Source organism: Acinetobacter lwoffii (assembly GCF_024129735.1).
GTDB lineage: Bacteria > Pseudomonadota > Gammaproteobacteria > Pseudomonadales > Moraxellaceae > Acinetobacter > Acinetobacter lwoffii_H.
Window position 1 is genome coordinate 1 of the sequence record NZ_JAMXXK010000008.1, and the last position, 23,373, is coordinate 23,373.

General features: G+C 40.3%; 20 protein-coding genes and 1 pseudogene. 15 read left to right on the plus strand and 6 right to left on the minus strand.

Features of this window, described 5'->3' with window-relative positions:
* Positions 1–450: 450 nt before the first annotated feature.
* Complete coding sequence (locus NI469_RS03670) at positions 451–1,440, minus strand: helix-turn-helix transcriptional regulator (protein ID WP_004646179.1); 990 nt, start codon at positions 1,438–1,440, stop codon at positions 451–453.
* Positions 1,437–2,324 (minus strand): GGDEF domain-containing protein, encoded by an 888-nt coding sequence (locus NI469_RS03675; RefSeq protein ID WP_228127475.1) that lies wholly within the window; start codon positions 2,322–2,324, stop codon positions 1,437–1,439. The genes NI469_RS03670 and NI469_RS03675 overlap by 4 nt, the downstream gene beginning before the upstream one ends.
* Before the next feature lie 444 nt (positions 2,325–2,768).
* On the opposite strand from NI469_RS03675, the gene NI469_RS03680 reads away from it, so the two are divergent.
* The 8 genes from NI469_RS03680 to NI469_RS03715 all read left to right on the plus strand — a co-directional run bounded on the left by NI469_RS03680 (position 2,769) and on the right by NI469_RS03715 (position 12,839).
* Positions 2,769–5,141, plus strand: a complete 2,373-nt coding sequence (locus NI469_RS03680) for a TonB-dependent receptor (protein ID WP_016807088.1) — start codon at positions 2,769–2,771, stop codon at positions 5,139–5,141.
* Positions 5,142–5,199: 58 nt separating this feature from the next.
* Entirely contained in the window at positions 5,200–7,167 is a 1,968-nt protein-coding gene (locus NI469_RS03685) for a phytase (protein WP_004646182.1), read from the plus strand.
* 72 nt (positions 7,168–7,239) lie between these two features.
* Complete coding sequence (gene tolQ, locus NI469_RS03690; protein ID WP_004646183.1) at positions 7,240–7,926, plus strand: protein TolQ; 687 nt, start codon at positions 7,240–7,242, stop codon at positions 7,924–7,926.
* 6 nt (positions 7,927–7,932) lie between these two features.
* The gene (gene tolR, locus NI469_RS03695) at positions 7,933–8,379 is read left to right on the plus strand and encodes a protein TolR (protein WP_004646184.1); all 447 of its coding nucleotides are present in this window, start codon (positions 7,933–7,935) and stop codon (positions 8,377–8,379) included.
* Positions 8,376–9,155: an energy transducer TonB gene (locus tag NI469_RS03700; protein ID WP_004646185.1), complete on the plus strand. Its 780-nt coding sequence runs from the start codon at positions 8,376–8,378 to the stop codon at positions 9,153–9,155. The genes tolR and NI469_RS03700 overlap by 4 nt, the downstream gene beginning before the upstream one ends.
* A gap of 12 nt (positions 9,156–9,167) precedes the next feature.
* The gene (locus NI469_RS03705; protein ID WP_004646186.1) at positions 9,168–10,742 is read left to right on the plus strand and encodes an alkaline phosphatase; all 1,575 of its coding nucleotides are present in this window, start codon (positions 9,168–9,170) and stop codon (positions 10,740–10,742) included.
* Positions 10,739–12,232 (plus strand): alkaline phosphatase, encoded by a 1,494-nt coding sequence (locus NI469_RS03710; RefSeq protein ID WP_004646187.1) that lies wholly within the window; start codon positions 10,739–10,741, stop codon positions 12,230–12,232. The genes NI469_RS03705 and NI469_RS03710 overlap by 4 nt, the downstream gene beginning before the upstream one ends.
* Positions 12,225–12,839 carry a hypothetical protein gene (locus tag NI469_RS03715; protein ID WP_004646188.1) on the plus strand — a complete coding sequence of 205 codons (615 nt, stop codon included), beginning with the start codon at positions 12,225–12,227 and terminating at the stop codon, positions 12,837–12,839. The genes NI469_RS03710 and NI469_RS03715 overlap by 8 nt, the downstream gene beginning before the upstream one ends.
* 156 nt (positions 12,840–12,995) lie before the next feature.
* Here the strand turns inward: NI469_RS03715 and NI469_RS03720 are convergent.
* Positions 12,996–13,202, minus strand: a pseudogene (locus NI469_RS03720) (transposase domain-containing protein); the annotation flags it as partial.
* 250 nt (positions 13,203–13,452) lie between these two features.
* Here NI469_RS03720 and tnpA point away from each other — a divergent pair.
* From tnpA to tnpC, 3 genes are all read left to right on the plus strand, one after another.
* Positions 13,453–13,836, plus strand: coding sequence for an IS66-like element accessory protein TnpA (gene tnpA, locus NI469_RS03725; RefSeq protein ID WP_168386657.1), 384 nt, complete (start codon positions 13,453–13,455; stop codon positions 13,834–13,836).
* The gene (gene tnpB, locus NI469_RS03730) at positions 13,833–14,168 is read left to right on the plus strand and encodes an IS66 family insertion sequence element accessory protein TnpB (RefSeq protein WP_168386658.1); all 336 of its coding nucleotides are present in this window, start codon (positions 13,833–13,835) and stop codon (positions 14,166–14,168) included. The genes tnpA and tnpB overlap by 4 nt, the downstream gene beginning before the upstream one ends.
* A 74-nt stretch (positions 14,169–14,242) precedes the next feature.
* Entirely contained in the window at positions 14,243–15,847 is a 1,605-nt protein-coding gene (gene tnpC, locus NI469_RS03735) for an IS66 family transposase (protein WP_253174444.1), read from the plus strand.
* Positions 15,848–16,090: 243 nt separating this feature from the next.
* Here the strand turns inward: tnpC and NI469_RS03740 are convergent, their stop codons facing one another.
* A complete protein-coding gene (locus NI469_RS03740; RefSeq protein WP_004646189.1) occupies positions 16,091–16,822 on the minus strand; it encodes a Fic family protein in 732 nt (243 codons plus the stop codon).
* A gap of 155 nt (positions 16,823–16,977) precedes the next feature.
* Positions 16,978–17,661 carry a cupin domain-containing protein gene (locus NI469_RS03745; RefSeq protein ID WP_004646190.1) on the minus strand — a complete coding sequence of 228 codons (684 nt, stop codon included), beginning with the start codon at positions 17,659–17,661 and terminating at the stop codon, positions 16,978–16,980.
* A 199-nt stretch (positions 17,662–17,860) separates the two neighbouring features.
* On the opposite strand from NI469_RS03745, the gene NI469_RS03750 reads away from it, so the two are divergent.
* A complete protein-coding gene (locus NI469_RS03750) occupies positions 17,861–18,853 on the plus strand; it encodes a Fic family protein (RefSeq protein ID WP_004646191.1) in 993 nt (330 codons plus the stop codon).
* Positions 18,854–19,185: 332 nt separating this feature from the next.
* Here the strand turns inward: NI469_RS03750 and NI469_RS03755 are convergent, their stop codons facing one another.
* Complete coding sequence (locus NI469_RS03755; protein WP_253174445.1) at positions 19,186–20,124, minus strand: LysR family transcriptional regulator; 939 nt, start codon at positions 20,122–20,124, stop codon at positions 19,186–19,188.
* A 118-nt stretch (positions 20,125–20,242) separates the two neighbouring features.
* Between NI469_RS03755 and NI469_RS03760 the strand changes: the two genes are divergently transcribed.
* From NI469_RS03760 to NI469_RS03770, 3 genes are read left to right on the plus strand one after another with little or no spacing between them, the layout of a single operon-like run.
* Complete coding sequence (locus tag NI469_RS03760; protein WP_253174446.1) at positions 20,243–21,208, plus strand: MFS transporter; 966 nt, start codon at positions 20,243–20,245, stop codon at positions 21,206–21,208.
* A 9-nt stretch (positions 21,209–21,217) separates the two neighbouring features.
* Positions 21,218–21,571 carry an MFS transporter gene (locus tag NI469_RS03765; protein WP_253174447.1) on the plus strand — a complete coding sequence of 118 codons (354 nt, stop codon included), beginning with the start codon at positions 21,218–21,220 and terminating at the stop codon, positions 21,569–21,571.
* Between the two features lie 30 nt (positions 21,572–21,601).
* Positions 21,602–23,125 carry a M81 family metallopeptidase gene (locus tag NI469_RS03770; RefSeq protein WP_253174448.1) on the plus strand — a complete coding sequence of 508 codons (1,524 nt, stop codon included), beginning with the start codon at positions 21,602–21,604 and terminating at the stop codon, positions 23,123–23,125.
* Positions 23,126–23,373 lie beyond the last annotated feature (248 nt).

Genomic DNA, 23,373 nt, shown 5'->3' on the forward strand with positions numbered 1-23,373 from the left:
CAATTGCGAGTTGAAAAAGTCTAATGATTCTAATACACCTAACTTTTTCAACTAACTACAAATGTGTCGCACTTGGGATTTGAATCCGCGTCATTTTAAAATAAAGTAAGAAGTACCAAACTTATAAAATACGATAAGTGACCGTCACATGACGCATAAGTTGTCATTGATAAAAAACCGCCATTATTGGTGGTTTTTTTATAGCAAAATAAATAGTTTTATATTTCAAAGTTATGTTCATCATTTAAAGAGAAATATAATTATTTAAGGGGCTGTAGTAGAAGTGACTATAACCCCAAACGGCCATCTCTTGATTTACCTTGCTCTAGACTCTGCTCAACCTTGGCATTTAGATCAATACCCATAATTAAGGGACCATGATCACAAGAGAGATATTTTGGTGTTTTTTTAGGAAGGTGGTGATAGTCCAGCCCACTAGAGGTAGCTCACTTAGAATGTAACTAGGCTACTCCAACGCTTAAATGCTCTTTTAAAATTATGTATGTCATTAATATTTAAATAGTTTGCTATTTGCTCATCACTATAATGATGTAATTCTTTTAATTGTATTGATGTGAATAATCTAGCTTGGTCTAATAGTTGCTGATAACTAGTATGATGTTTATGTAATCTTCTTTTAAAACTAGCAATACTCATTTGAAAATATTCAGCACATTCCTCAAGATTCGGTACTTGATGAATATTACGAATAAGAAAATTATAAACTTTTTGAAGAAAACTCTGTTCTAATCCTAACTGTTGTTGTACCAAATTAGCTTGTCGATAATAAGCTTGACGCATTGCACTAGTTTGATAACTCTGTTTTTGTTGGCTCTCACAAATATCGATATGCATGGCATTGACAAGGGTGTTAAACTTAATGTCATCTCCAAGATGTTCCCAAAATTGTTCGATAAATTTTGGCTCGTCACCTACAAAACTATAAGTAATATTCAATTCCTCTTGCATGCTATTCATCAAAATAGCCCTAAGGGCGGTCATAGCACTAATTGCTAAATAATTAGCATGGATCTCCTGATTATTTAACCAAAATAGAATGATCTTTTTTTCCGAATAAAATGCAACGGGAATGCACCATGGGGTTAGGAATATATGAAATTCAACATAGCGTTGTACGGCTTCTTTTATATTCTGACTGTAGGCAATTGCATTTAAGGCAGGGTGAGTTAAAGTTTCAATATAACGTTGCCCAAACAGAAATTGAACTTCCGGATGGGTAATACTCTCATGCATATTTCGTATCATTTGTATCAGTTGTTCTAAACTTACAGCATGATTCTCTGTGATCAAACTCTCAAGAAAAACGGGCGTTCCCTTTAAAATAATATTGGGATTTACACCGTATTGCTCAGCCAAATCAATCAATAATGCAGGGGCCAGATATGTGGGTAAAATCAATTGATCGTTTTGATAGCTCATACCGAAACCTTTACATTTTTTAGCTTTCGATGCTGCTGACTTTTGATTTGTTTATATAGTTTTTGAATTTCTACAGCTGGATTTTCTTGATGTACTTGACTAATGCTATAGCTGCAATCTATTTTAAATTTATGAAAATCTTCAGATGTATAAAATATTTGTGACTGAATACATTTTTGTAATTCTCTAGCCATCATTTCGACTTGTAGTTCTGTCAAATCAATTAACATCAAAATAAACTTATCTCCTGCTAAACGACAAACTAAGTCACAAGGTCTTATGTTCATACTTATCGTCTGAGCAATCATAGATAGCACTTGATTACCTGATTCAAAACCAAATTGTCTATTGATCAAAGTTAAATTCTTTAGATTGATCATCATCAGATGTATGCTTTTTTCTGAATTATTTTGCTGACTTATTTCATATTGTAATTGTTGTTTAAAGTATTGAGCATCTGCCAAGGGGGTAATTGCATCAAATAAACGATGATCCCGAAATACATGCTCTTTAGTTTGTAGCTTTTTGGACAATACCAATTGTTCTTTGTGCCAGTTAATCATAGCTGCAGTAAGTACAACAAAGCCTATCGGTGTAGTAAAAGATTCTAATAAATCATCCCAAATCAGTGTTTTGGGTATTGATATAAATTCATCCAATACATCCATCCATAAAGCTAAAAATACACATACCAGACCCCAGTAAAAATAGCTCGTCACATATCCTCTCGGGCGACTTTTAAGAATGAGATAAATCCATAATAAAACGAGTATACAGGCCAGCCCCTCTCCAAGAATATCAATGACCTGAATTTCATTTTGAGTTTTGAAACTACCAAAAAAAATAAATGAAGCTAAGCAGATCAGAGCAACAGTGATAATCAATAAAAAGTGTCGTGGATAGTGTAGAAAGGGTTTTAACATAGCAGGGGTGTGGTTATTGTTTTGATAAAGCTAATCAGCATTCTATGACAGTTTCATTGCAAATATATTTTCTTCCACTTTTCAAATTAGCTCACTATAAATATCAAAAATCTACTTAACTCCCTTTTAATTCTATAATTCACATTCACTTAGTTCAGTCTACTTGAGCAATGAAAGATATAGTCCCATCAAATTAGCTCAAAATGATCTAAAAAGTTAATTCTCTGATTTTTAGATTTTTTTCCTGTCATCATTCAGTCATTATGCATATTTAAGGTGCTCAACAAACAGCCGTTGCGCTATTTGGGGAAATAACAAATGAGCACTCATCGCAGTAAGAAAAAAACACCTTTCACTTTTAAAGTCACTACCTTAGTTTTATGTATAACAGCTATTGGTCAAAGTATGGCTGCAGAAACAAAAACTGAATATGTTCGTGTTGTAGGTCAAGCAGCAAGTATTAATGAAGCCTTGAAAGAACAACGAAAATCAAACTCTATAGCTAGTGTAGTACATGCCGATGCTATTGCGAAGCTGCCAGATGACAACGCTGCTGAAGCACTACAACGTATTCCTGGTGTTTCTACAGAACGTGACCAAGGTGAAGGTCGTTTTGTGACTGTGCGAGGTTTAGGAGCTGATCTGAATACCGTCACTATTAACGGCACCTTAGTCCCAGCACCAGAAGCAGGACGTCGTGGAGTTGCGCTAGATGTATTGCCAGCAGAACTTGTACAGTCATTAACTGTTGTTAAAACTTTGACCCCAGATATGGATGCAAATTCACTTGGTGGAACAATTGAGGTAGAGAGTTTATCTGCTTTTGATCATGACGGTCTGTTCTATACTGCTGCGGTTGAAGGTGGTTATGATGATAAACGTGAAGAGTATAGTCCTAAAGTTTCAGGCGCGGTCAGTCAAAAGTTTAGTCTAGGTTCGGGTACTGACAATCTTGGTATTGCGGCAGCACTAAGTTGGCAAGAGCGCACTTTTGGCTCAGATAACGTTGAAACAGGTGGAGCATGGGACGATCACCTGTTAGAAGAAACTGAACTGCGTCAATATGATATTGAACGTGAGAGACTTGGTGCCGGACTAAATTTTGACTATCGTCCAAATAAGAACAGTGAATACTATTTACGGACATTGTATAGCCGCTTTAAAGACAATGAAACGCGTCAAGGTATGGGTGTTGAGTTTTCAGACCCATTGGCAATGCATACTCCAAGTGATGCAGAGGTAGTTCGCAGTTTAAAAGAACGTGAGGAAACTCAGGAAATCAAATCTTTTGTACTAGGTGGCAAAAATCGTTTTGACCAATGGACACTAGAAACACAAGTGGGCTACAGTGAAGCATCAGAAAAGAATCCTGGTGGGATTGCTGAAGCAGGGTTTGCAGGTGAGTTTGAGGATGTAGAGTACACAAGTACACGTATCCCCGTGGTTAAAGGTAATGCTAGCTTGTATGATCCGGCACAGTATGAGCTTGATGAAGTAGAATGGGAAAAAAGTACTGCCAAAGATAAAGAGAAAAATGCCAAGTTTGATCTTAGCCGAGACTATTTGATCAAAGATTATGCTTCTGTTTTTAAATTTGGTGCAAAAGTCAGTCAGCGAACTAAAACGAATAATACAGATATCTGGAAAGTAGAGGATTTACAAACTTTACCTGCACATTTTGGACAAAATAGTCACTATGAACTTGCACAGTTCGGCCCAACGTTGTCTAGTGCTCCAATCCATAATCAACTGGCTCAATTGAACCTAGAAGATTGGGTTGATGATGAAGAATCCGTAATTAATGACTATAAAAGCTCCGAAGATATTCATGCGGCATATTTCATGAATACAATTGATTTTGATCGTTTACGCGTCATTGCGGGTTTACGCTATGAAGATACTGCTTTTGAAACTCAAGGCTATCGAATCTTAGATGGGGAAACCACCAATATTTCTACCAAAAATGATTATGATCATTGGTTACCAAGTTTACATTTTAAATATCAGTTAAGTGCAGATGCCATTCTAAGAGCAGCATGGACCAATACCGTGGTACGTCCGAACTTCGAACAGTCACGACCAGGTATTTACATTGATGGCGATGAAGCTGAGTTTGGTGATCCAAATCTCAAGCCACTTGAAGCCTCAAATTTTGATTTAGGTGTAGAGAAATACTTGGGTGATGCCAGCATTATTTCCATGAATGCATTTTATAAAGATATTGAGCACTTTATTTATAACTCCAATGTAGCAGGTACAGGGGACTGGGCTAATTTTGATGAGGCACTAACTTTCAAAAACGGCTCATCTGCTAAAATTTATGGTGTAGAACTGGGTTATAGCCAAAAATGGAACAACTTTATCTTTGGCTTAAATAGTACTTTCAGCCGTGCTAAAGCAGATATTGATGGCATGGTAGATGGTGAACTAATGACCAGAACCATTAACTTTCCACACCAATCCAAAGTTGTAGGCAATGCCATGATTGGTTGGGAAAATGATCTGTTCGGCCTACGTCTTGCGGCCAACTATAAATCACGTTATCTCAATGAAGTTTCGGATGTCGATGATCCTGAGAAAGATTTATATACCGATGATCAAGTATTTCTTGATTTTAGTGGACATGTGAATTTTAACAAAAATATGCAACTGTTCTTTAATGCTCAGAATCTTACTGATGAAGTGTATTACAACTATAACAGCAACCGTAATTATAACGCTCAATATGAAGAATACGGTCCAAGCTATAAAGTTGGTCTGAAATTCACACACTTCTAAGCCTTTAGCTCACCCAAAGCCAGATTGGCTTTGGGTGCTTTTTATTTCGAGAAAATTCATGACAACACTTTTTAAATTGAGCGCTTTTTGTGCAGCATTTTTGACTTTATCTGGCTGTGTATCCACTAGTCCAACTCAGCAAAAACATATCAGCAGCTCTCTGCAATCTGAGCATATCCTTTCAGAACTAGATCAGCCCGCTCTTCAAGTTGATCAAGTTTTTAAATTACCTATTAAAGTAGAGGATGCTCATTGGGTCGAGATCATAGGTTCAGATGCTCAGGTGATTACTTCTAGTAAAATTGAAGGTTTAAGCCTGTGGAATAAAGACCGTCAACGTGTACAGCATATTCCTGGTTCTTTTAGTAAAATTGATTATCGAATAATTAATAATCAGCTCATTATTCAGACTACAGATCTCTCTATACAGCAGCCTGTAATTTTTAATTTTAATATTAAAGCAGGCACCTGGGCAAAACCTACCTATCTCCCTGTACGTAAGTTTAAAACTGAAGATAATTGTCTATATCTTACTTCTGATCAGTCTCTTTATAGCTTCTTTATCGGTGAAGAAGGGGTTGGGGAGCAATGGATGATTCAGTCCAAAGATTCAGCGCAAATTACTCCTCGTTTTATCCGTAAAATGAGCTTGCCACCTAATAGTAGTTTTTGTGTCGTAGATGACCATAATGCCAAGCTCTATATTAATGAAGAAAACGTAGGAATTTGGTCTTATGAGGCAGACCCTGAAGCAGACCTCATCCGATATCCCGTTGATTTAAACGATCCACATGGCTCTATTCTTGGGAATATCAGTGGACTGAGTTTAATAGATAATGCACTAGCAGCAATAGATGAGTCAAAAGCGATCCTTTACCGCTACAGCATAAAAGGAACATCTTGGGAAAAGCTTCCGCCAGTCACTTTACAAAATGTGGATGAGGCAGAACGTATTCACCTAAAAGGTAATCAAGATCAAAAACAACTCCTGCTTGTAGACGGTGAAATCAAAATGTTGGATCTTGATTGGACCACTCAGAAACTGCCTTCTACGCAGACTGTATTAGCCCTACCAGCAGATGTCGAAACTGATTTGGTGCCTAACAGTGGAGATGCAGCAGATGATCCTGCAATCTGGATTAATCCAACAAACCCTAATCTATCACGTGTATTGGGCACAGATAAGCAGGGTGGGCTTGCAGTCTATGATTTGCAAGGTAAACAGTTGCAATACTTGAAAGTAGGACGTCTGAATAATGTTGATATTCGACCTAATTTCAAACTTGGGCAACAGAAAGTAGATCTAGCGATTGCTACTAATCGTGATCAAAACAGCTTGCATCTGTTTAGTATTCATCAAAAAACGGGACAAGTTAAGGATTTAGGAAAACTTCCTACAGACCTACAGGATATATACGGATTCTGTATGTATCAGAATCGACAAGGTGAAACCTTTGCCATTCCAAATGATAAAAATGGAACCTTTGTACAGTACAAAATTCAAAATAACGCTAAAGGTCTAACTGCACATGAGGTGCTCAGATTCAAAGTCACATCACAGCCAGAAGGTTGTGTGGTCGATGATGAAAATGATCGTATTTATGTAGGAGAAGAGGATAAAGCTGTTTGGACCACAAAACTCAATGATCCTCAGCATATCAATCTGCAAAACGTTATTAGCGTTGGAGAACATGTAAAGGCAGATGTTGAAGGACTTGCAATCTATAAAGGGAAAGTACGCGATTATTTGGTTATTTCTAGTCAAGGAGATGATAGTTACGTTGTAGTCGACGCTAAAGCACCATATCAAATACGTGGAAAATTTAAAATTTCAGCCAATTTGAACTCAGAGATTGATGCTGTATCTGAAACAGATGGGCTGGAAGTGACTTCAGCAAATCTGGGTGGGGTCTGGAAGCAAGGTATGTTGGTTGTTCAAGATGGTCGTAAGCGGATGCCAGAAGGGAATCAGAACTATAAGTATGTAGCATGGGAAAAGATTGCTCAAGCCTTAGGCCTGGAATAACACTTTTCATCAGGTACAGTGCACCGTGCTGTACCTATATTCGAATTAAATTATGATTTTATTGAGGTTTTTATGTCAAATCCAACTACGGCACAGCTTTCAGTATGGGAACTGATTAGCCATGCCAGTTTACTTGTTCAAATGGTCATGCTGATATTATTGTGCGCATCGGTCATTAGTTGGTATGTCATTATTAAGCAGGGGATCAAACTGCGTCAGGAAGCATTAGCAAATAAAGTTTTCTTAGGGCATTTCCACCAACAACAATTTCCTCTTAGCATGGTAGAAGAATCTGAACAAAAAATGTGTGGTTTAGAACAAATCTACCAAGCTGGACTAGATGAGTTTAATGCCCTCAGAAATGCCACAACTTCGGTTTCATCAGTCGAGGTAACGGATCAAGTTGAGCGTCGTCTTTTAAGCAGTGTCACGGAACAGGAAGAAAAACTGGAAAAGCACTTGAGCTTTCTTGCGACAGTTGGTTCAGTCAGCCCATATATCGGTTTATTTGGAACTGTATGGGGCATCATGAATTCTTTTATTGGTCTATCACAACTTGAGCAAGCAACACTTTCTGCTGTAGCTCCTGGTATTGCAGAAGCTTTGATTGCTACAGCCATTGGTTTATTTGCAGCTATTCCTGCTGTGATTGCCTATAACCGCCTAAGCGCACGTGCAGAAAAAATTTCTAATAGCTACTACAGTTTCGGAAATGCGTTACAAACTCGAATGCTACGTTTTTTACAAGCAGGAAATTAACAACAGATGCAGAAACGTCAGAAAAAGCGTGTGCTCAACGCAGAAATGAACGTCGTTCCTTATATCGACGTGATGTTAGTGCTGCTTGTAATTTTTATGGTCACTGCACCCATGCTCACCCAGGGGATTAAAGTGAACTTACCAAATCTAGAAGCAGAAACATTGGTCACCCCTAAAGATCAGAAAGTAATCACTATTTCTATTCAGGAAGAAGGGCAATACTACTGGAATGTTGGGGAAACTGTCGATACAAAACAAGTGACAGATCGGGCAACCAACTTGGCAGAAATGAAAGAGAAGTTATCTCCATTGTTACAGAATCCTCAGGACCTGCAAGTTTTCATTCGTGCTGACAGTACTGCCAATTATGAACTTGTTGCTCAGACGATTGGTATTTTGCAACAAAGTGGTGTTGAGCAATTAGGCTTAGTGACTGAGGAGCAAGATCAGTGAACAGTATCTCACAGATCAACTCTAGCTCTGCTGTCGCTCTATCTATCACTGCGCTACTGCATGCAACTGTGATTTACAGTTTATTGAATCAGAACTTTGATAGTCCTATCAAAGAGGTAGAGCCAAAAACTGTACAGGTTAAATTTGTACAGCTTCCCAAAACTACAGTATCTTCACCTCAAGTTGAACACGCTCAACCTGAACCAAAAGTGACTCAACCCTTAGCAACCCCTGTTCAGCCCTTACCGCCTCAACAGGCTGAACCTGTCAAAACAAATCAGACATCAAAGCCACAACCTCAAAACAAACCTTCACCAAGTAACCTAGACAAAGCAGTTGTTAAAAAAACATCAACTAATGATTCAGCTTCTATAATATCTTCCACTGCTGAAGAGCCTAAAAATATTACCCCTACACCCATCCAGTCTGATGTCTCAACAAACACCGCTACACCTGTAAATAAGCCTGCAGCGACTGAAAAGGTTAAAACGCCTCCAACCTTTGATGAGAAAAACTATAAACCGATTTCAAAGCTTAAACCTGATTATCCAATGCGTGCTTTGGAAAATGAACTTGAAGGGAACTGTACTATCGAATATAGCGTGAATACCCAAGGGCACGTTATTAACCCTAAGGCCTTATCTGACTGTGATCCTGTGTTCATTCGCCCTTCACTCAATGCGGCTCGTCAGTTCAAATACCAGCCACATATTGTTAATGGTCAGGCTGTTGAAGTACCTAAAATTAGAAATACCTTTGAATATCGAATTGAATAAAGGCCACTAAATATGCTCACCTCCTTGCATTACCTGTCCTCGTTTAAACTTCTAGGAGTTTCATTCTGCACCAGTATGCTTATAGGTTGCCAAGGCATTCCTGATACACAGGTTTCTAGTCGTCAAATGTCTGTGAAAGCTCCTAAACAAGTAGTGTTTTTTATTGGTGATGGAATGGGCATCACGACATTGACTGCAGCAAGAATTTATAAGGTCGGTGAATCAGGAAGTTTAAGCATTGATCAATTGCCAGAAACAGCATTTGTCCGAACATTTTCAGAAAATGCTCAAGTCACTGATAGTGCCCCCTCTATGGGAGCCTATATGACCGGCGTAAAAATGAAAAATGAAGTCATTTCAATGCAAACAGGAACTAATGCCGTTGAACTAAAAAATGGACAGCAGCAATGTGATACAGATCCAGTAAACCGTAACAAAGCTTTTAGTGAAACCTTGCTTGAAAAGGCAATTTCCGCCCAATACGCAACAGGAATTGTGACCACAACTCGAGTGACGCATGCAACCCCTGCATCGACTTATGCTCATATCTGTCACCGTGATGCAGAAAATGAAATCGCTGCACAATTGGTACCGAGTAAGATAAAAGCAGATCGATATAGCAATTACAACACGCGTTTAAAAAATGGAATTGATGTCATTCTTGGGGGAGGGAAACGCCACTTCCTGCCAACAGAGTCTGGAGGGAAACGCCAAGATGGTCGTAATTTCTTAAAAGAACTTAAAAAACAGGGCTATCAAGTTGTTGAAAATCGTAGTCAACTGAACAGTTTAGATCCTGCAGATCAGCGCAAAATCATAGGCCTCTTCAATGACTCCCACTTAAATTACGATCTAGACCGTCAGAACAAACAGATAAATGAACCTAGCCTGAAGGAAATGACCTTAATAGCTTTACAGAAGCTTTCATCTAATACCAAGGGTTTTTTTCTGATGGTTGAAGGAGGGAGGATTGACCATGCATTGCATGATACCAATGCAAAACGAGCACTTCAGGATGTGATTGCGCTAGATGACACACTACAGGCAACCATTGATTTTCTGAAAATTAAAGATCCTCTGCTCGAAAATAGTTTAATTATCATCACTGCCGACCATGATCACACGCTCATGTTGAATGGCTATGTAGAGCGTACTGGCCCTTATCTGCCAGGACAGCAAACTAGTGTACTCGGACTTGTAAAAAACCAAAATGGATTAACACGAGACATTAATGGTAATCCCTATCCAGTCATTAGTTTTGGCAATGGGAAAAAGCGTCCAACTCTAAATCGAAATGATGATTCGGTAACTCAATTACGTGATGATGATGAATGTCGTCCTGTGATGAATACCTCATCCTATACATTTAGTTATACACCCTCCTATCAGGGATGGTGTACAGGTGCAGCTGCAGATGATTTTCAGCAGGAGGCCGTTATCCAAACTGGTTTTAAGGATTCTGAGACCCATGGTGGCACAGATGTTTTTCTAGGGGCAATAGGTCAAGGTTCAGATCAATTTTCAGGTAGTTTGGAAAATATTGACGTCTTTTATCGACTTAATCAGATTATGGGATTTGAGAAATGAAATCTAAATTCAGTATGTTGTTGATTTCATTATGTGGCTGTACATCTGTAATGGCTGATCCACCATCTAATACTCCTGCAAAAAATATTATCTTTTTTCTTGGCGATGGGATGGGACCTACGACAGTAACCGCAAGTCGGATTTACGCAGTTGGTGAGGCTGGTAAGCTTACAATAGATCGCCTAAAACATAGTGCTCGCATTAAAACTTATTCTGAAGATGCACAAACTACAGATAGTGCTCCATCTATGGGTGCCTATATGACGGGCTTAAAAAACAAAAATGATGTGATTTCCATGCCTACAGGCACTCTCGCAAAAGAACCCAAAGATTTAAAACTTGCGAATGGTCAGAGTATTCATAACGCCATTAATTTATGCCAACCTCGAATACCTGAACAAACAGTTCCATCTCTTTTAGAGTTAGCAATACAACGAGGTAAAGCGGTTGGTGTGGTGACCACTGCAGAGTTAACCCATGCAACGCCTGCGGCAACCTATGCTCATATTTGTCATCGTGATGCAAAGTTTGATATTGCAGTACAGGCAGTACCAAATGGATTGGGGTATAACCCAAAACTTAAAGAGGGGATTCATGTACTCATGGGGGGTGGTCGTAACCATTGGACACCTTACCATGCTATCAACAATCCACAGGGCCGTGCTGATCAACGACATTTAATTCAGGAAATGCAAACTCAAAAGTATCAATATGTAGAAACAGCATCCGCCCTTCAGCACGCTAATCCGAATCAAAAAATTCTGGGGCTATTCTCAGCGACGTCTCATCTGCATTATGACCTAGATCGAATCAATAAAAATATTGTGGAACAACCTAGTTTGTCAGAAATGACTTTAAAATCTATTCAAATGCTTGAAGCACAGTCTAAGGGACGTGGATGGTTTTTAATGGTGGAATCGGGACGTATTGATCATGCTTTACATGCCAATAATGCCAAACGCGCATTACATGAAACTAAAGCTTTTGATGATGCCATTCATGCAGCTATACAGCAGGTAGATCTTAGCAATACCTTAATCGTGGTCACTGCAGATCATGATCATGTCATGACTTTTAATGGTTACAATGCGCTAACAGGAAAGACTACGCCAAATCAGCCAGGTATTTTAGGTTTAAATTATCACTATCAAATAACAACACAACCAGATGCTTTAGCTAAAAAAATGGCAGATGGCAAACTACATGCTCCCTCACTTGATGTAAATGGTAATACCAACACCGTCTTAGTTTTTGGTAATGGTAAGAGGCAGAGAGAAAATATTCAGCAAAGTGTAACTGAATCTCAGGTATTTGATGATAATTACCAACAAGCTGTTGGGGTACAACTCGACCGTTCTGAAACACATGGTGGTGGAGATGTAATGTTATTTGCTGAAGGGAAAAATGCTCATTTATTCAAAGGCACTCAAGATAATATCTGGGTCTTTCAACAAATAATCAAGGCGGTAGGGTTTACTGACCATGAATAATAAATGCCAGTTCGTATTCGGTTTAGTATTGATTATTCTATGCATTCCCAAACCTTTCGCGCGCGCTGCTGAACATTTTCAAATTGATTATGAACACCTACAGCAAGGTCATGACGGCATTACACGAATTGAACGATATTCAAATCTGATGATTCGTGATCAGGGCAACATTCTTATCAAACGTTTAAACAGATTGCCTAGTGACTCTTATATTGATATAGGCAAGCATCAACATTTTGATATTTCAAATATGTCTATCTGGATAGCTAGGGAGCCTGAAACCAAGCGCTTGACCATTCAATTAGTTGACTTTGATGAAAATCAACGTATCCATCTTAATGAGATTAATCAGGAAATTTTGGGCTTTAGTAATTGTTGGGAGTGTTACTCATCTCTTTTACCTCACTCTACGACACCGAAGAACAACATAAAAAATGGGCACATTCATTTGGACTATAATAGCCAACGCGATATTGTTAAAAACTATAAAGCTACCCATCATAAAGGCTATAACTCGTTTCAAGTAAAGCCTTTACCAACTCAAGAAATGGATTGGGATAAATTGTATAAACTTAATTTAAAACAGTATGATGACTTTAGTGATTGATCTGTTCAGAAAGTATATATATTTCTATATGTTCAAAAAAATCTGCAGAATTTTTTTTGGATAGATGTTCGGGTAACTTGGGGAAAACCTATACCTTTAATTTTTTTAATAAGCTGATTTCACTGGTAAGCGTCCGCTGAATCCCATGCCTATTTTTTAATTTTGGTCGGATTTCCAGCGGTGTGGCAATAATTCTTCAATCTGGGTCACTTTATGTGTCGGCAGCCTTTTCAGAACATCACTTAAATAGGCATACGGGTCCAAGCAATTCAGCTTTGCTGACTGGATCAGGGTCATGATGTTTGCAGCTCGTTGACCACTGCGCAGTGAACCTGCAAATAGCCAGTTCTTTCGTCCCGCTGCTGGCATTGCTGAATAAGTTGATGTTTAAATTCAGCCGTAAAGGTTCGATGGGGCTTTTTTAGCGTTGGATGATTTGAATATACAAAAACAGCTAGTTATCCAGGACTTTGGTTATACAATCTTACCCCTAGTTTCTGTAATAAATGAGTTTAGGGCAGAATTAATGTAAGCGTCCGCTGAACACACCTTCTGAATTCATCCTATAAGCCTTAATTTAGTCCCCACTTAGAAACAAGTGGGGACTAAATTTATGACTACAAATAATCAGACATCCATCGCATCTCTTGCGAAAAAACGAAGAACATACAGTGCTGAATTTAAACAGCAGATCGTTCAGGCTTGTAAAGCACCGGACGTTTCAATTGCTTCAGTCGCTTTGCAACATGGATTGAATACAAATCTTGTATCCAAATGGATTCGCTTAATTGATGCTAAGCCAGGGAGTGATCGCTCACCACTACCGAATAAACCTGCATTTATTGCCTTATCTTGCTCTGCACCATTAGATCCTACTCCTACTGACATGTTAACGGTTCAAATTACTTTACCCCACTCAAAATCAGAAATTGGCTTGAAATGGCAAGTATCAGAAATATCTGCTTTAGGAGAATTACTCAAGGTGCTGGCAACATGATCAGTATCGATGAAATCTGGTTGTCTACTCAGCCCATGGATATGCGTGCAGGAATGGATACTGCCATGGCTCAGGTGGTGAGAACCTTTGGCTCGATCAAGCCGCACTGTGCTTACCTGTTCTGTAATAAACGTGGTCATCGTATGAAAGTACTGGTGCATGATGGACTGGGCATCTGGCTGTGTGCCCGGCGGCTGGAACAGGGCAAATTTCACTGGGCTCAAGTTCACCAGGGTGAAAATGTAGCTCTCAGTCCAGAACAGTTACAGGCACTAATTCAGGGTTTGCCCTGGCAGCGCATTGGACGACAGCAAGTGGTAACAATGCTCTAAACTAGGCTGTTCCATTCTGCTATTCTCCAAACGTTCTATTTCCTCTGCGTCATGACCTCAGGCATACTGCGGTCATGAAAATGCTGCCTGATTTAAGCCAACTGACCCATGAACAACTGCTGGAATTTACCCGGCAGTTGGCGATGCAGCATCAGTCTCTGGCACAATCAAATCAAGAATTAGAAAAATCAAACCAGCAATTGGATGCCAAAGTTCAGCATCTTTCTATTCTCAATCAAAAATACGAGCATGAACTCGCACTATTTAAACAGCACAAATTCGGCAGTAAAAACGAACATCTCACTGCAAAACAAATCCACCTGTGGGATGAAGCGGTTGAAGAAGATATTGCTGCGGTTGATCTAGAACTGGAGCGGCTGAATGCAGATAAAACCGATGCAGTGACACACAAAGCCACAGTCAACAAACCTAAACGTCGACTGCTGCCAGATCATCTACACACCATCCGTATTGAGCATGAACCTGCATCAACCCAATGCGCTTGTGGATGCCAACTCCGTCGTATCGGCGAAGATGTCAGTGAAAAACTGCATTTCAGACCGGCACAGTTCTATAAGGAACAGCATGTGCGTGGCAAATGGGTCTGTGATCAGTGTGACACACTGACTCAGCAAGCGATGCCCGCCTATGTAATTGATAAAGGCATTGCTTCACCTGAACTGCTCAGCCATGTGCTGGTATCGAAGTATGCCGATCATTTACCGCTGTACCGTCAGCGCCTGATCTATCAGCGGGCTGGCATTGATCTGTCCAGATCCACTTTATCTGACTGGATTGGTCGCTGCGGTGTGGAACTGGAACCTCTGGCTAATGCCTTAAAAGAGGTAGTGCTGCAACAGCAGGTGCTGCATGCAGATGAAACACCGGTCACCATCATGCGGATGGGTGAGAATGAGAAAAAACCGAAGAAAGGTTATGTCTGGGCCTATGCCACCACACAGTACAATCCAGTTCAGGCAGTGATCTATGACTTTCAGGATAGCCGTTCTGGCCAGCATGCTGAAGAGTTCCTGAAAGACTGGCAGGGCTATCTGGTCTGTGATGATTACAGTGGTTATAAAGCACGCTTTAAATCAGGCCAGGTCATTGAGGTGGGCTGCATGGCCCATGCACGTCGTAAATTCCATGAACTGCATGTGACCGGGAAAAGTCAGGTCGCTGAACAGGCATTAGTGCTGATTCAGAAACTGTATGGGATAGAAGCAGAACTCAGGAAAAAGACCGATAGTACAGCGGAAGACCGCCGCGAATACCGGCAACAGCATAGTCAACCGGTGATGCAACAACTGTATGAATGGCTCAACCAACATCATCTGACGGTGCCATCGAGTTCTCCCACCGCCAAGGCGATCAATTACACTCTGAAGCGTTGGCCAGCTTTAAGCCGCTATTTGGATGATGGCAATCTACCGATTTGCAATAATTGGGTAGAGAATCAAATGCGACCTTGGGCCTTAGGACGCAAGAACTGGCTGTTTGCTGGCTCGCTGCGCAGTGGTCAGCGAGCGGCGAATATCATGACTTTAATCCAGTCAGCAAAGCTGAATGGCTTGGATCCGTATGCCTATTTAAGTGATGTGCTGAAAAGGTTACCGACACATAAAGTGACCCAAATAGAAGAATTACTGCCACACCGGTGGCAACCCGACCAAAATTAAAAAATAGGTATGGGGTTCAGCGGACGCTTACGAATTAATTAAAGTTACTCCAATTTTAGACCCCTCATTTTCTCGTGTGATTACTTTAGCAACGCACTCTACGAGAAATATTCCCAAGCATATTAGGATCATTTCACGCGAAATTATTGGTTGTGTTGAGCAATCTATTGATGAGAAAAAATGGCCGAATGCTCAATGGATATATGAAAATTAATATCTAAATTTTATTTATAAAATTGTAAGTTAAAGACCTAAAACCACTTGATATGGTTTAAATCCTTCAAGTACAGCATCCGAAACCAATTGAATAAAAGCTTCAGTTTTTCCGTAAGCTATCCACTGATCAAGAGCTTCATAATAAGCCAAACGATTTTCAACTGTGATGACACAAGGTGGATAACCAGCTTTAATCAATTCGAGGTTCATCAATAGACGTGATGTACGGCCATTGCCATCAATGAATGGATGGATACCTACAAAATCAGCATGTACTTTGGCTGCACGTTCAATTGGATGCAGCTTATGTGCTTCACTATTATACCAGTCTACGAATTGAGCCATCTTGTCATTTAATAACGTGTAATCAGGCGGGGTAGACGTTGCACCAGAGATTAAGACATTTTGTTGGCGATAGCGGCCAGCATTATCATCATCAATATTTTTTAAAATGAGTTGATGGATATTGCGAATTTGCCATTCAGAAAATGGTTCCTCTTTCTGAATGATATCCTCAACATAGTAAATTGCATTTCTATGGTTGATCGCTTCGAAGTGTTCTCTTAATGCCTTTCCGCCAACAGTAATACCTTCGAGTACTACTTTAGTTTCTAGCAGGGTGAGTGTATTGCCTTCAATTGCATTCGAATGATAGGTCCAGCGGACAATAAGATCTTCTTGTAAATTTTTAACAATTGATGGAGAAAGAGGGCGATGTTGATCTAATTTTTTCTTTAAATCATCAATAGTTTCAAACATAACCTTATCCCTGAATTTATCTTAGTCGATCATACATGAAAAAAGAAATATCAGAAATGTAGTGATATATCATTACATTTTGTATTGATTATAAAAGTAGTAATTGGATGGCTTTCAATATTCTAGACACGAGACAGCCTCATTTTGAAAACCCATTATTGTTCATTTCCCCATACGCCCATTGCATGCTGTAGATGACCAGTTTTGACATAAAGCGTTGCGCCTGATAGACCTGCCTGAAATTTAGCCGCACTATTGATGGGAAGACGGACCCATGAACCTGCGGGATATATTTCAGTGCCGCAAAATAATTGACCTTTGATAATTAGCACTTCAATCCCTTGTTCTGATTTCTCTTCGAAAATCTGAGCAGGTTTTAGCTTTTCTAAATAGGTCTGTTCATGTTCCGATTGAAATAACGGGCATCTCATCCGATGTTTAGTAAGCTTCCAATTCGCTGGATCATTGGTATTAATTCGGGTGGGCTCTATCTCATTTTCGGTCATTTGCATCAGTTTCACAAAGATTAAACAACCAGCTTTACTGGAAACCTGATGAGTTGAATGATGGGGATTACGTAAATACCAGCCTGCCGGATAATCATCTTCAGCATTCTCTGTAAAAATGCCTGACAAGATAAGGACTTCTTCACCCAAAGGATGCTGATGTTCAGGAAAGGCAGATTCTGGCGCGTATTTCACAAGACTAGTTGCACGTGCTTTCTCATTGCCAATACGATCAAGCATCATTCTATCGACTTCACCTCCTGGAGATTTCACCCAATGGTAATCCTCTGGCTTGATGATGACGGGCTGTGAGAAGTCGGCATGAATAAACATAATGCTGTCCTGTAATGAAAAAACCTACGTATTTTAACGAGAATGCATAGGTTTATTTTAAAAGAAATAGCGATGAGTTATCTCACTGTTTCAGAAAAGATAAGCAGGTTAATAGCAGATATTACTCATTAAGCTATGCAATATTAATATTTTAGAGTTTAATCAACTGTGCTTTGTTTTTACATCAATGAGGAATGGCATGAGATATCAACCGCCTTATACGATCACCTCTAGAATTATTCACTTGATTGCACAAATTAGTGAATCAATAGGGCGTTTGACTGCATTAACCCAAATTCAAGATAGCCTTAAATTGCGAAAAGCAAATCGTATCCGAACGATTCAAGGGTCTTTAGCGATCGAAGGGAATACCTTGAGTACAGAGCAAATCACAGCGATCCTGAATGGCAAGACCATTATCGCGCCACCTAAAGAAGTTCAAGAAGTCCGTAATGCCCTAAAAGCATATGAAGAAATTCAAAATTGGAACCCTGATCAAGAAACACATTTGCTGAAAGCACATCAAATACTGATGACAGGACTGATTGATGAGGTTGGACAGTATCGCCATGGCGGTGTTGGTGTGATGTCAGGGGATCGAGTCGTGCATATGGCTCCGCCTGCAAATCAAGTGCATCGCTTAATGGGAGAATTATTGCAGTGGTTGGCTGAAGGCAATGAGCACCCATTGATTCAGAGTTCAGTATTTCATTATGAGTTTGAGTTTATACATCCATTTGCTGATGGCAATGGGCGTATGGGACGTTTATGGCAAACTTTAATCTTAAGCCAGTGGAATCCAATTTTTCTCAATATCCCTGTAGAAAGCTTGATTTATCAAAACCAAAAAGCTTATTACGATGCATTGCAAGCGAGCACAGATCGCTCAGATTCAGCACCTTTTATTGAGTTTATTTTGCAGATGATTTTAGATGCAATACTCAGTTCTGATGCCAGCGATCAAGATACCGCTCAAGATAGCGTACAAGTTAGCGATCAAGTTAAACGTCTCGTCCAGAAGATGGAGCAGAAGGAATATAGCTTAGCTGAGCTTATGGCTCTATTAGACTTGTCCCATCGAGCAACATTCCAAAAAAATTATTTAACTCCAGCATTAGAAGCCGGTGTGATTGAACGCACCTTTCCTGATAAGCCTAAGAGTCCTAAGCAAAAGTACAAATTAAAAAATTGAACTATACTGAGGTGGATGTGATTATTAATATCATAATGAGCTAATTGTAATGTTATAACATTTCATTTATTTTTAGGTGTAATTTTCTGCTATAATGTCAGTACGCCACTTCAAATCCTGAATTCGGATTTGAACAAGATTTTAAAGTGATTCAATGCACTAAATCTAATTTGGGTCAAAATTGGGTCAATGAATTTTTTTATTCAACAAAAGAGCTTTAAAATGAATGAGTTAGGTTTTGAGTTCAATTGACGCCACCTCCACCAAAATTCTTGTTATAAATCAGCCGCTTATTTAAGTGGCTTTTTTATTGCCTAAATTTTATAAGCGATTTAAAAAATCAAATCAAAACTAGAGCGAATACGCTCAATCAATAAATGCTTCGACTCTGACAAATGGGTATTTTTACGTACCATCAATTGGGTTTGAGCCGTGTTGCACAGTTCGGAATCAATAGTTAAGGCAACGGCCTGACCTTCTTTAACTGCATCTGCGATATCTGCATAGCGCATGGCGGAAATCCCATGTCCAGCCACCACATAATTTTTTAAGGCATAAATAGAATTGGTGGTCAGGCCAATATTCAGGTTCACTTGTAAGCGTACCATTTCACTGTCGAGTAGCTGACGAAAACCATGCCCTACGGGCATTAAGGCAAATTTATAGGCTGAAATTTCAGAGAGATAAATACGATGCTTGAGCTTGGCAAGAGGATGACCGGCAGGAACAGCCAGAATAAAAGGTTCTGTTTTATGAGCAATGGTGCTGATGTCTGTATGAAATGGAGGATTATACGCCAATCCAATATGCGCCAGGCTGTCCACGATATGTCGTACCACATGCTGGGCACTCATTAATTCTAACTGGATTTCAAGATTTGGATATTTATGATGCACATGTCGAAGTACATCATAAATCATGTGTTGCATATAACTTTCACTTGAAACAATGTTCACTTTGCCAAGTTGAGAAGATTGCAGCTGAAATAAACTGTCAAATAATTCATTTTCACGATTCTTATTTTCCTTAAAATACTCAAGTACCAGATAGGCGGCTTCAGTCGGAATAATATGCCGCCCCTTACGTTTGAACAGGTTTATTTTTAGTTCAGATTCAAAGAGTTGAATTTGTCGGCTCATGGCGGACTGTTCAATATTCAGGATATCTGCCGCTTTGCGCATCGAACCGAACATCATCACCGTATAGAAATAACGCAAACGCTTTTCATTGATTCCGTTCAGTGGCGCAAGGAATTGCAAGTTTCTGTCCATAAAAACTCTGATGCCTTAAAAGCATCAGTATGCCGAATAAATTACATTGTTATCAAGTCAGGAGCATGCTTACATGGATTTTGAACAATAAGAAGATCTAGATAAAAAGGAGTTTTAGATGGATTTAATGATCTCCCGTCAACAACGGTTAGACCAGATTTACAAGAAAGTAAGCTGGCGGCTACTGCCATTTTTATTGCTGTGTTATTTCTTTGCTTATCTGGACCGGATCAATATCGGATTTGCCAAGTTACAAATGCAGCAGGAGCTGGGCTTTAACGATGCAATTTATGGGATGGCAGCCGGCATATTCTTTTTAGGTTATGTACTGTTTGAAGTGCCAACCAACCTGTATTTTGAAAAAGTCGGCGCCAGAAAAACTATTACCCGCATCATGATTTTGTGGGGCCTGACCTCCATGTCGATGCTATTTGTCACCACCCCGCAGATGTTCTATGTCTTGCGCTTTTTACTAGGTGTATTCGAAGCCGGTTTTGCCCCAGGCATGATTTTCTATCTGACCTATTGGTATTCCGGTGCACGCATGGCACGTGTGATGGCGATTGTTATGCTGGCTGGGCCGCTCGCTGGCATGTTAGGTGCGCCGTTATCGACGCAAATTATGAGTACTTTCCATCAGATTTATAATCTTTCTGGCTGGCAATGGTTATTTTTATTAGAAGCTGTGCCAACCGTGCTATTGGGTTGCGTAGCGTACTTTTATTTAACCGATCATCCTTCACAAGCAAAATGGCTGTCCCAAGAGGATAAAGCCTTATTGGTGAAAGAAATTTCACAGCATCAGTCTGCAAGCGGTCATAGCAATTTTAAAGCAGTATTAAAGGATCCCTGGATTTATTTCATGGCCTTGGCCTATTTCACCATTATCTGTGGCATCTATGCGATTGGCTTTTGGCTACCATCTTTACTGAAGTCGGGCGGTATCCAAAATTTGCAGATGATTGGTTGGCTGGTGGCGATTCCATATTTATGCGGTGCAATTTTCATGATCATTTTTGCCCGCAGCTCGGACAAATGGCAGGAACGGAAATGGCATTGTGTAGTGCCGACGGTATTGGCCTGAGTCAGCTTGATGTTGTCGGTGATCAGTGCGAATTTCCTGCTGTCCTTTATTGCGATCTGTACCGCAACGGCCTTTATGTTTAGTGCCTATACCATTTTCTGGTCAATTCCATCGAAATACTTAAGCGGTAGTGCGGCAGCAGGCGGAATTGCCCTGATTAACAATATCGGATTACTCGGTGGTTTTGTCAGTCCAAATATTATGGGCATGGCACAGTCAATGACCGGTTCCATGCTGGCAGGCTGGTTCACGATTGCTGTGATCATGATGCTCGGTGGCGCTTTCCTGATTTATGCCTTCAGACTGAAAAAGCAAGTTGTTCCCGAGCAAGTAACACGCGCTGCCTTAATTGTCGATAAATAATCAATACGTAGCATAGGAAGGATTCAGGATATGAAGAAAATCATCATTGCGGGCTTTCAACATGAAACCAATACCTTTGCCCCGACCAAAGCAAGCTACGCGGATTTTGTCCAGGGTGGGGGATTTCCGCCGCTTAGCCGCGGCGCAGATATCCTGAAATTTCGGGAACAGAACATTCCGATTGGCGGTTTTATTCAACAAGCGGAACAATTCGGGTATCAACTTTTACCGGTGATCTGGGCGGGCACTTCACCTTCAGCGCATGTAGAGCAGGACACTTACCAGCGGATTTGTGATGAAATTATTGCAAGCATCCAGCAGCATCCGGCAGATGCGGTGTATCTGGATCTGCATGGTGCTATGGTCAGTGAACAGGTGGATGATGGTGAAGGCGAATTGTTAAGACGGGTTCGTGAAGCAGTTGGGCCGGATATTCCGGTAATTGCCAGTCTGGATTTCCATGCCAATGTCACGCAAGCGATGTTTGCCCATAGTGATGTGCTGATTTGCTATCGAACCTATCCGCATGTAGATATGGCCCAAACCGGACAACGTTGCGCTCAAGTGTTGGATCAAATATTCCGGGGTAAAAAGCTGCATAAGCAAATGTATAAGCTGCCGTTTTTGATTGCGCTGAATGCACAATGTACCGAGCTGGAACCTACCCAGTCTTGTATGAATTTACTCGAACAGCTAGAACAAAATAATCCTGTCCAGATGAATTTCACGCCGGGTTTTCCGGCGGCAGATTTTGCCGAATGTGGTGGTTGTATCTGGGGCTATAGTGAAAATGCTGTGCAGTTAGATCAGGCCATGCAACGCTATATCGCCCATGTGCTGCAACAAGAAACGCATTGGAATATGGGTTTTTTATCACCCGATCATGCCGTGCTGCAGGCACTTCAACTTTATCAACAGCATCATTCGACCAGACCCGTGGTGATTGCAGATACTCAGGATAATCCGGGAGCCGGTGGTGATTCGAATACGACCGGGATGCTATCGGCGCTACATCGGCATCAGGTTAAAAATGCACTGATTGGGCTTATTGTTGATCCTGCGGTGGTGCAACAAGCCTATCAGCTTGAGCTTGGTCAGCATTTTTATGCGAAATTGGGCGGAACATCAGGTATTGCGGGGGATGCTCTATTTAGCGCTGAATTTAAAATCAAAGCCTATAGCGATGGGAAATTCAGCTATGGCGGGCCCATGATGCATGGCGTTGAGGCGGATATCGGCCCGAGTATATTGCTGGAAATAGACGGTATTGAAATTGCAGTCAGTTCCTACAAAGCCCAGTTGCTCGATCGTAATATGTTTAGAATTTTTGGTGTTGTGCCTGAAGATAAATCAATTATTGTAGTGAAAAGCTCGGTACATTTTCGTGCAGATTTTCAGGACATGGCTGCTGCCATTTTGGTCGCGAAAGCGCCTGGTGCCATGAAAGCAGACCCGAATGACCTGCCTTGGCAAAAGATTGATCCTGATAGACGACTCGTGCCGATGGGCGAAAGTCTGGCGCAACGTGATCAGCCATTGCGTCGTACTGTTTAACATTTAACTAATATCCAATTAACACCCAAACGATTGAACAGGCTAGATCCATCACGATCAAGCCTGTTTTTTTGATCACATCTTCATTTCCTTAAACTCAATACAATTTTCTGGTACCTGATCCCGCGTCTGAATCTGCCAAAGATGGACTAGTCTGATATCAAACAGGGCTAGCTAAAAAAAAGCGGACAGGAATTCAACATTCTTTTCAAACTCAACAAAATACCTATAATTCCAATTAGAAACTT